This is a genomic window from Streptomyces aurantiacus (assembly GCF_001418335.1).
Classification (GTDB): domain Bacteria; phylum Actinomycetota; class Actinomycetes; order Streptomycetales; family Streptomycetaceae; genus Streptomyces; species Streptomyces aurantiacus.
On sequence record NZ_LIPP01000295.1, the window covers coordinates 1 to 10,274 of the forward strand.

At 71.8% G+C, this 10,274-nt stretch carries 2 protein-coding genes; both read left to right on the plus strand.

What is annotated here, in order from left to right:
• Positions 1 to 3,794: SDR family NAD(P)-dependent oxidoreductase (locus AOK01_RS31805; RefSeq protein ID WP_157871559.1), on the plus strand; the 3,794-nt coding region annotated here is incomplete at its 5' end.
• 91 nt (positions 3,795 to 3,885) lie between these two features.
• Positions 3,886 to 10,274 (plus strand): type I polyketide synthase (locus tag AOK01_RS31810; RefSeq protein WP_157871561.1); only part of this gene is annotated, 6,389 nt, incomplete at its 3' end.

Genomic DNA, 10,274 nt, shown 5'->3' on the forward strand with positions numbered 1-10,274 from the left:
ACCAGCACTACTGGCTGGAGGCGCCCGCCGGGCTCAACGGGGACGCCGCCGGTCTCGGCATGGCATCCGTCGGCCATCCGCTTCTCGGCGCCTGCGTGGAACTCGCGGAAACCGACTCGTACTTGCTTACTGGACGGCTCTCCCGCAAAGGGCCCTCCTGGTTGGCCGAACACGTGGTCGCCGGGGCGGTACTCGTACCGGGGGCGGCCCTGGTCGAGTGGGTACTGCGGGCCGCCGACGAGGTGGGGTGTTCCACCCTGGAAGAGGTGATGTTGCGGGCGCCGATGGTTCTGCCGGAGTCCGGGGGCCTACAGGTCCAGGTGGCCGTGGATGCGGCGGACGAGCAGGGCCGACGCGACGTACGCGTGTACGCGCGCCCGGACCAGGTGGGTGGCGCCGCGTGGCTGTGTCACGCCACCGGCGTAGTGAGCCCCGAACCCGCCGTAGAGGGCACCGAGTTGAGTGGGCAGTGGCCGCCGGCCGGGGCCGAAACGGTGGAGGTCGAGGACTTCTACGCACGGGCAGCGGAGGCCGGGTACGCGTACGGTCCGCCGTTCCAGGGACTGCTGGGGCTGTGGCGGCACGGAACCGAACTGCTCGCCGAGGTGGCGCTGCCCGAACAGGCGGGCCCCCACGACGGTTTCGGTATCCATCCCGCGTTGCTGGACGCCGCCCTGCATCCGCTGCTGCTCCTCGACCGGCCCGGAGACGGGCAGATGTGGTTGCCGTTCGCGTGGAACGGGGTGACATTGAGCGCGGCCCAGGCGACCCGGATCCGCGTCCGGCTCACCCCGCAAGGAGAGGCAGCCGAGCGGCATTTGAAGGTCGTGATCGCCGACGCCGCCGGTGCGCCCGTTCTCGGAGTGGACGCACTGACGTTGCGGGCGGCCGACCCCCGGCAGATGGCGGGCGGCGCCGACGGGCTTTACACCGTCGAGTGGACGCCGCTTGCGGCTTCACGGTCCGAGGCTGCGGAGGGTGGCGAGTGGACCGTTCTCGCGGGTGGTGTCGGTCTGGCTGATGTGGTGGTGGCCGGTGGTGGTGTGCCGTGGGCGGTCCTCGCGCCCGTGGAAGTGGCCGATGTCGATGCCGGTGCCGGTGCCGGTGCCGGTGCCGATGCTGATGGTTTGTTGGTTGTTGAGCGGGTGTTGTCGTTGGTGCAGGAGTTTTTGGCTGTGCCGGAGTTGGTGGAGTCGCGTCTGGTGGTGGTGACGCGGGGTGCGGTGGCTGCCGGTGGTGATGGTGGCGGTGATGTGGATGCGTCGGCTGCGGCGGTGTGGGGTCTGGTCCGTAGCGCGCAGTTGGAGAACCCGGGCCGCTTCGTCCTGCTGGACACAGATGGTGGGGAGTTGCCGGAGACCGTGCTTCGTCGGGCCGTCGAGGATCTCGACGAACCCCAACTCGCCCTGCGGTCCGGAGACGTGTTCGTCCCCAGGCTGACGCCTGCGAGGCCGCCCGAGGAACTGGTTCCGCCGGTCGGCACGTCCGCCTGGCGCCTCGGCGCCGCGGGAACGGCCACCTTGGACGGCCTGGCGGTGGTCGACGCCCCGGAGGCGCTTGCGCCGCTGGAGCCCGGACAGGTGCGGATCTCCGTACGGGCGGCGGGTGTCAACTTCCGTGATGTGCTGATCGCGTTGGGCATGTACCCCGACGAGGGCACGTTCGCGGGTAGCGAGGGCGCCGGTCATGTGACGGAGGTCGGGCCGGACGTCACACACCTGTCGGTCGGGGACCGCGTGATGGGCCTTTTCGAGGGCGCGTTCGCCCCACTGGCGGTCGCCGACGCCCGGATGGTGGTCCCGGTGCCGGAGGGCTGGAGCCTCCAGGAGGCCGCGGCGGTGCCCGTGGTGTTCCTTACGGCCTGGTACGGACTGGTGGACCTGGGCCGGCTTCAGGCGGGCGAGTCGCTGCTCGTCCATGCCGGAACCGGCGGCGTCGGCATGGCCGCCACCCAGATCGCCCGCCACCTGGGCGCCGAGGTGTACGCCACCGCGAGCCCCGCCAAGCATGGGGTGCTCGACGCCATGGGCATCGACGCGGCCCACCGGGCGTCCTCCCGCGACCTCGACTTCGAGGGAACGCTGCGTGAGGCGACGGGTGGGCGGGGCATGGACGTCGTACTCAACAGCCTGGCCGGGGAGTTCACCGACGCGTCCCTGCGGCTGCTCGCCGAGGACGGGCGCATGGTCGACATGGGCAAGACCGACAAACGCGACCCGGACCAGGTCGCGGCCGACCACGCGGGCGCGTGGTACCGGGCCTTCGACCTGGTGCCGCACGCCGGCCCCGAGCGGATCGGAGAAATGCTGGCGGAGATGGGCGAGTTGTTCGCCTCCGGTGCCCTTGCTCCGTTGCCGGTGCGTTCCTGGCCGTTGGGCAGGGCGCGTGAGGCGTTCCGGTTCATGAGTCGGGCGAAGCACACCGGCAAGCTGGTGCTGGAGGTACCGGCTGTTCTTGATCCGGAGGGCACGGTGCTGATCACTGGTGGTACCGGGGTGCTCGGTGCGGCGGTGGCGGAGCATCTGGTGCGGGAGTGGGGCGTTCGGCATCTGCTGCTGGTCGGCCGTCGTGGTCCGCAGGCTCCGGGGAGCGGCGAACTCGTCGACAGGCTTGGCGGGTTGGGTGCCGAGGTCGCTGTCGTCGCGGCCGATGTGAGTGATCCGGTGTCGGTGGCGGAGCTGGTGGGGAGGTCGGACCCGGCGCATCCGCTGACCGGTGTGGTGCATGCCGCCGGTGTGCTGGAGGACGCGGTGGTGACCGCGCAGACCCCGGAGGGGCTTGCGCGGGTGTGGGCGGCCAAGGCCACCGCCGCGGCGAATCTGCATGAGGCGACGCGGGGGATGCGGCTGGGCATGTTCGTGGTGTTCTCCTCGGCTGCCGCCACCCTCGGCAGTCCGGGGCAGGCCAACTACGCGGCGGCGAACGCCTACTGCGACGCGCTGATGCAGCGTCGCCGGGCCACGGGTCAGACCGGTCTGTCGATCGGATGGGGTCTGTGGCAGACCGCCAGCGGCATGACCGGGCACCTGAGTGAGACGGACCTGGCGCGCATGAAGCGCACCGGGTTCACCCCGCTGACCACCGAGGGCGGGCTGGCCCTTCTCGACGCCGCCCTCGCCCACGGTCGCCCGTACCTGGTTGCGGTCGACCTCGACGCACGTACCGTCGCCTCGCAGTCCGCCGCGTCCCGGCCCGTCCTCCTGCGGGCCATGGCCACCACCGCGGCCGACCGGAGCGTCAGGCGGACCGCGGCCCAGGGCACCGCCGCCTCGGCGGGCGGCCTCGCCGACCAGCTCGCCGGGCTGCCGCCCGCGGGACGGCACGGTCTGCTCCTCGACGTCGTACGGGCCAACGCGGCCGGCGTCCTCGGGCACGTCGACCACGACGCCATCCGTGCGGACACGTCCTTCAAGGAACTGGGCTTCGACTCCCTGACCGCCGTGGAACTGCGCAACCGTCTGTCGGCGGCCACCGGCCTGAAGCTGCCCGCGGCGCTCGTCTTCGACTACCCGGAGTCCGCCGCTCTCGCCGACCACCTCCTGGAGCGCCTGTCCCCCGACGGCGCCCAGGCTCCCCCCGAGGACGCGGTGGATCCGCTGCTCAACGAACTCGGCAGGATCGAGTCCTCCCTGGACGCGCTCACTCTCGACGACGAGGTGCGCGGCCGAGTCAGCAGACGCCTCAACGCCCTGCTGGCGAAGCTGAACGGCGCCGCCGCGGGCGTGGCGGACCTCGATGTCCTCGACGCCGTCTCCGACGAGGACATGTTCGAGTTCATCGACCGACAGCTGTGACCTCGTGTCCCTCCCGTCCCTCCCGTCCCTTCCGTCCCTCCCATTCCTCCCGTTCCTTCTGTGCCTCTCACCGATGGAGAAGTGACGTTCGATGCCGAGTACCGAGGACAAGCTCCGTCAGTATCTGAAGCGGGTGACAGTCGACCTCGGCCAGACACGTCAGCGTCTGCGCGAGGTGGAGGAGCGCGCCCAGGAGCCGATCGCGATCGTCTCGATGGCGTGCCGCTTCCCCGGCGGCACCCGGACGCCTGAGGAACTGTGGAACCTCGTCGCCGAGGGCGGCGACGCCATCGGGGAGTTCCCCGCCGACCGGGGGTGGGACCTGGAGGGCCTCTACCACCCGGACCCCGACCACCCGGGCACCAGCTACGTACGCCAGGGCGGATTCCTGCATGACGCGCCCGGCTTCGACGCCTCGTTCTTCGGGATCAGCCCGCGCGAGGCACTGGCCATGGACCCGCAGCAGCGGGTGCTCCTGGAGACGGCCTGGGAGCTCCTCGAACGGGCCGGCGTCGATCCGGCCACGCTGAAGCTGAGCCCCACCGGCGTCTACATCGGCGCGGGCGTACTCGGATTCGGCGGCGCGCAGCCCGACAAGACGGTGGAGGGCCACCTGCTGACCGGCAACGCGTTGAGCGTTCTCTCCGGCCGTATCTCCTTCAGCCTGGGCCTGGAGGGGCCGTCGGTGAGTATCGACACGGCGTGCTCCTCCTCACTGGTGGCGATGCATCTGGCGTCCCAGGCGCTGCGGCAGGGCGAATGCGACCTGGCCCTGGCCGGCGGGGTGACGGTGATGTCGACGCCCGGCGCGTTCGTCGAGTTCTCCCGCCAGGGCGCGCCCGCCCCGGACGGCCGCTCCAAGGCCTTCGCGGCCTCGGCCGACGGTACGGGCTTCTCCGAGGGGGTCGGCCTGATCCTCCTGGAGCGGCTGTCCGACGCCCGGCGCAACGGCCACCGGGTCCTTGCGGTGCTTCGGGGTTCGGCCGTCAACCAGGACGGTGCCAGCAACGGCCTCACCGCACCCAACGGCCCCTCGCAGGAGCGTGTCATCCGCGCCGCCCTCGCCAACGCGGGCCTCGGCGCCGCCGAGGTGGACGCGGTCGAGGCACACGGCACCGGCACCAAGCTGGGGGACCCCATCGAGGCCGGTGCCCTGTTCGCCACGTACGGCCGTGACCGGGACGACGACCGGCCACTGTGGCTCGGCTCCGTCAAGTCGAACATCGGCCACCCACAGGGCGCCGCGGGTGTGGCGGGCGTCATCAAGATGGTGATGGCGCTGCGGAACGAGCAGTTGCCCGCCACCCTGTACGCCGACGAGCCCACACCCCACGTCGACTGGTCCCCCGGGACCGTACGGCTCCTGACCGAACCGGTCGCCTGGCCGCGTGGTGAACGCCCGCGCCGCGCCGGGGTGTCCGCCTTCGGCATGTCGGGGACGAACGCGCACGTGATCCTGGAGGAGGCCCCGGGGGAGACCCCGGAGGAGACCCTGGAGGAGGAGACCCCCGAGGACAAGACACCCCAGCCGTCGCTTGAGTCCTCGGAGCCGGAGCCGGTAGTGGTGCCGTGGGTCCTCTCGGCGCGCGGCGAGGAGGCGCTGCGGGCCCAGGCCGCACAGCTGGCCGACCACATGAGCACCGACCACATGAGCAGTGGCCACGTGAGCAGCGACCAGCGGCCGGCGTCACCCGTCGAGGTCGGTTGGTCGTTGATCACGACCCGCTCGGTGTTCGAGAACCGGGCCGTCGTCGTGGGCAAGGACCGCGAGACGCTCGTTGCCGGGCTGCGGTCGCTCGCGGCGGGCGAGGCGTCGAAGCACGTGGCGTCCGGAGCCGCCGGAGCCCACAGCCGGAGACCGGTCCTGATGTTCCCCGGGCACGGGGGCCAGTGGGCGGGCATGGGAGCCCGGCTCCTGGAGGAGTCACCCGTATTCGCGGCGCGCATCGCCGACTGCGAGCAGGCCCTCTCGCCGTACGTGGACTGGTCGTTGACCGAAGTACTGAGCGGGGACGGGGCCGAGCTGTCCCGGATCGACGTCGTCCAGCCGGTGTTGTGGGCCGTCATGGTGGCACTCGCCGCCGTGTGGGCCGACCAGGGGATCGAGCCCGCCGCCGTCATCGGGCACTCACAGGGCGAGATAGCCGCCGCGTGTGTCGTCGGCGCCCTCTCACTGGACGACGCCGCACGCATCGTGACCGTACGGAGCGGCCTGCTGCGGACGCTGTCCGGACGCGGCGCCATGGCGTCGCTGGGAACGGACCGGGAGCAGGCCGCCGAACTGATCGACGGCCACCCGGACGTCGTCGTCGCCGCCGTCAACGGTCCGGCCTCGACGGTCGTCTCGGGCCCGCCCGACGGCGTCGCCGCAGTCGTCGCCGACGCCCGGGCACGCGGGCTGCGCGTCCGCGCCGTCGACTCGGACGTGGCCGGTCACGGACCGCACGTGGACGAGATCACCGACCTGCTCACCGAGCGACTCTCCGGCATACGGCCGGCCGCCGCCGACGCCGCGTTCTACTCCACCGTCACCGCCGGGCACCTTACCGACACCACCGCTCTGGACACCGCGTACTGGGTGACGAACGTGCGTCGGCCGGTACGGTTCGCCGACACCGTCGAGGCCCTCCTCGCGGACGGCTACCGGCTCTTCATCGAGGTCAGCCCCCAACCCGTCCTCCATCTGGCCATGGAGGCGATCACCGAGCGGGCGGACGTGTCCGCCACGGTGGTGCCGACCCTGCGCGGCGGCCACGGTGACGCGAGGCAACTCGCCCGCGCCGCCGCCCAGGCCTTCGCGGCGGGCGCCGACGTGGACTGGCGGCGCTGGTTCCCGGCCGAACCGGTCCCTCGTACCGTCGACCTGCCCACCTACGCCTTCCAGCACGAGCGGTTCTGGATGGCGCCCACCGGCGGTCGGGCCGGTGACCCCGCCGGGCTCGGTCTCGCCGCCTCGGGGCATCCACTCCTGGGCGCGTCCGTGGGCCTGGCCAGTGGAGACGTACACCTGCTGAGCGGCCGGGTGTCCCGGCAGGCGGCATCGTGGCTCGACGACCACGTCGTGGCGGGCCGAGCACTCGTGCCGGGCGCCGCACAACTGGAGTGGGTGCTGCGCGCCGCCGACGAGGCGGGCTGCCCCGCAGTGGAGGAACTGACGCTGCAGACACCGCTTGTCCTGCCCGACACCGGAGGCCTGCGGATCCAGGTCGTCGTGGACGCGGCCGACACACACGGCCGCCGTGACGTCCAGGTCTTCTCCCGCCCTGATCGCCCTGATCGCCCTGATGACGACGACACCTTCGAGTCCCCACAACCCTGGACCTGCCACGCCACCGGCGTGCTCGGCCCCGAGACGACGGACGGCGCGGAAAGCGCGCACAGTGGGGACGCATCGTATGGCGGGGACGGCGCGCACGGCGGTGACGGGACTCTGGACGGCGTCTGGCCGCCGCCCGGCGCCGAACCGGCGGACGTCGAGGATCTCTACGCGCGGGCCGACCGGACCGGATATGGCTATGGTCCGGCGTTCCGGGGAGTCCGCAAAGTGTGGCGTCACGGCAGCGACGTCCTGGCCGAGGTGGCGCTGCCCGAGGTGGCGGGCGACCCGGAGGGTTACGGCATCCATCCCGCCCTCCTCGACGCGGTCCTGCAACCTGCCGCACTGTTGCTGACGCCCGCCGACGCCGGACGGATCTGGCTGCCGTTCGCCTGGAACGACACGGTGCTGTACGCGGTCCGGGCCACCACGGTCCGGGTACGTCTCACGCCGCTGGGCGAGGGAGTCGGCGAGGGGCTGCGGATCACCGTGGCCGACGCCGTCGGCGCCCCGGTACTCACCGTGCGCGACCTGCGCTCACGCCCGACCGACCCCGGACGCCTCGCCGCCGCCGGCACCCGCGACCGGCACGGGCTGTTCGACCTGGAGTGGATCGCGCCGGAGGGCGCGACGGGGCCGGTCCGGGCCGCGAACGACAGCTGGGTGACACTGGGACAGGACGTCGCGAGCCTCCCCGAACTGGTGGCGTCCGTCGAGGCCGGTGCTGCGGCGCCGCCCCTGGTGGCCGCGCCCGTCGACGCCGACCCGGGCGACGACGGCCTGGTGCTCGTCACCCGCGTCCTCGACCTCGTCCGGAGCTGGCTCGCCTCGCCCTTGACCGACTCCCGCCTGGTGCTGGTGACGAGGGGCGCGGTGAGCTTCGACGACGGCTCGCACGACGGTTCCCACGGCGGTTCCCACGGCGATGGCTCCCATGACGATGGTGGCCGTGGCTCCCACGGCGACGTGGACGTGGCGTCCGCAGCCGCCTGGGGCCTTGTCCGCAGCGCCCAGTCGGAGAACCCCGGCCGCTTCACACTGATCGACCTGGGCCCGGACGACACGATCGCCGAGGCCATGGCGGTGGCGCCTCCGGACGAGCCGCAACTGGCCGTGCACGGCGGTGAGACACGGGTGCCCCGGCTCGTCCGAGCCGCGATCACGACATCTCCGGTCGAGGAGACCGACGGGCCGCATGACGGGCCGCAGGGAATCGGCAGGCCCGAGGAACTCGACCCGGACGGCACCGTCCTGATCACGGGCGGCACCGGAGTACTCGGCCGGCTGGTGGCCGAACACCTGGTTCGAAAGTGCGGTGTACGGCACCTGCTGCTGGCGAGCCGACACGGTGCGCGCACACCGGGCGCCGACGAACTGACCGAAAAGCTGCACCAGTTGGGCGCAACTGTGTCGGTCGTGGCCGCCGACGTCCGCGACATGGACGCGGTCGCAGGTTTGGTCGCGTCGGTCGATCCGGCGCACCCCCTGACCGGTGTGATCCATGCCGCCGGTGTGCTGGACGACGCCGTGGTGACCGCGCAGACCCCTGAGCGATTGGCACGGGTGTGGGCGGTGAAGGCGGCGGGCGCGCGTCATCTGCATGAGGCGACGCGGGAGACGCGACTCGGCATGTTCGTGGTGTTCTCCTCCGCTGCCGCCACCCTCGGCAGCCCGGGACAGGCCAACTACGCGGCGGCGAACGCCTATTGCGACGCGCTGATGCAGCATCGAAGGGCCGAGGGACTCGCGGGCCTGTCGATCGCGTGGGGCCTGTGGGAGACGACCGGCGACAGCGGCATGGCCGGCCAGCTGAGTGAGACGGACCTGGCGCGCATGAAGCGCACCGGGTTCGCCCCGCTGACCACCGAAGGCGGCCTGGCACTCCTCGACGCCGCCCGCGCCCGCGACCTCGCGTACGTGGTCGCGGCCGACCTCGACCCGCGCGCCACGACCGACGGCCTGTCTCCCCTGCTGCGTACACTCACCGTCCCTGCCACGCGACGGCGCGTCGCCTCCGCGGGCCTCGACGAAGGGGCGCTCGCGGTACGCCTGGTGGACCTCGACGAGGACGGCCGTGCGCAACTCGTCACCGATGTCGTACGCGAGTACGTCGCGGCCGTCCTCGGTCACGGCTCGGCGGCCCGGGTCGGCGTCGACACGGCTTTCAAAGACCTGGGATTCGACTCGCTGACGGCGGTGGAGCTGCGCAACCGACTCTCGGCCGCCTGCGGCATCAGGCTGCCCGCCACCCTGGTCTTCGACCACCCCACGCCCCGGACACTCGCCGCCCACCTGGTCCACCGCCTGGCGGGCACCTCGGCGCCCGCCACCCGGCGGCCGACGACGGCGGTCACCCACACCGACGACCCAGTCGCCATCGTCTCCATGGCCTGCCGGTTCCCGGGAGGTGTGACCTCACCGGAAGGTCTGTGGGATCTGGTCAGTGCGGGTGTGGACACGATCGGTGCGTTTCCGACGGACCGCGGCTGGGACCTGGAACGCCTCTTCCACCCCGACCCTGAGCACGCCGGCACGACCTACGCCGACCAGGGCGGATTCCTGCCCGACGCGGGTGACTTCGATGCGGCGTTCTTCGGGATCAATCGGCGTGAGGCGTTGGCGATGGATCCGCAGCAGCGGCTGCTTCTGGAAGCGTCCTGGGAGGTGTTCGAGCGCGCGGGTATTGATCCGACGACGTTGAAGGGCAGTCTGACCGGTACGTACGTGGGTGTGATGTACCACGACTACGCGGCAGGACTGATCGGCGGCGAGGACGCCCAGTTGGAGGGCTACGCCTACCTGGCGAGCACCGGCAGCGTGGTGTCCGGACGGGTGGCCTACACCTTCGGCCTGGAGGGTCCCGCGGTGACGGTGGACACCGCGTGTTCGTCGTCGTTGGTGTCGATTCATCTGGCGGCGCAGGCGCTGCGGCAGGGTGAGTGCGATCTTGCCCTCGCGGGCGGCGTCACGGTGATGGCAGACCCGGACATGTTCGCGGGTTTCGCGCGCCAACGTGGCCTGTCATCGGACGGCCGCTGCAAGGCGTACGCCGCCTCGGCAGACGGGGTCGGGCTCTCCGAGGGCGTCGGCCTGATCTTGCTCGAACGCCTTTCGGATGCGCGTCGTCATGGTCGTCGGGTGTTGGGTGTGGTGCGGGGTTCGGC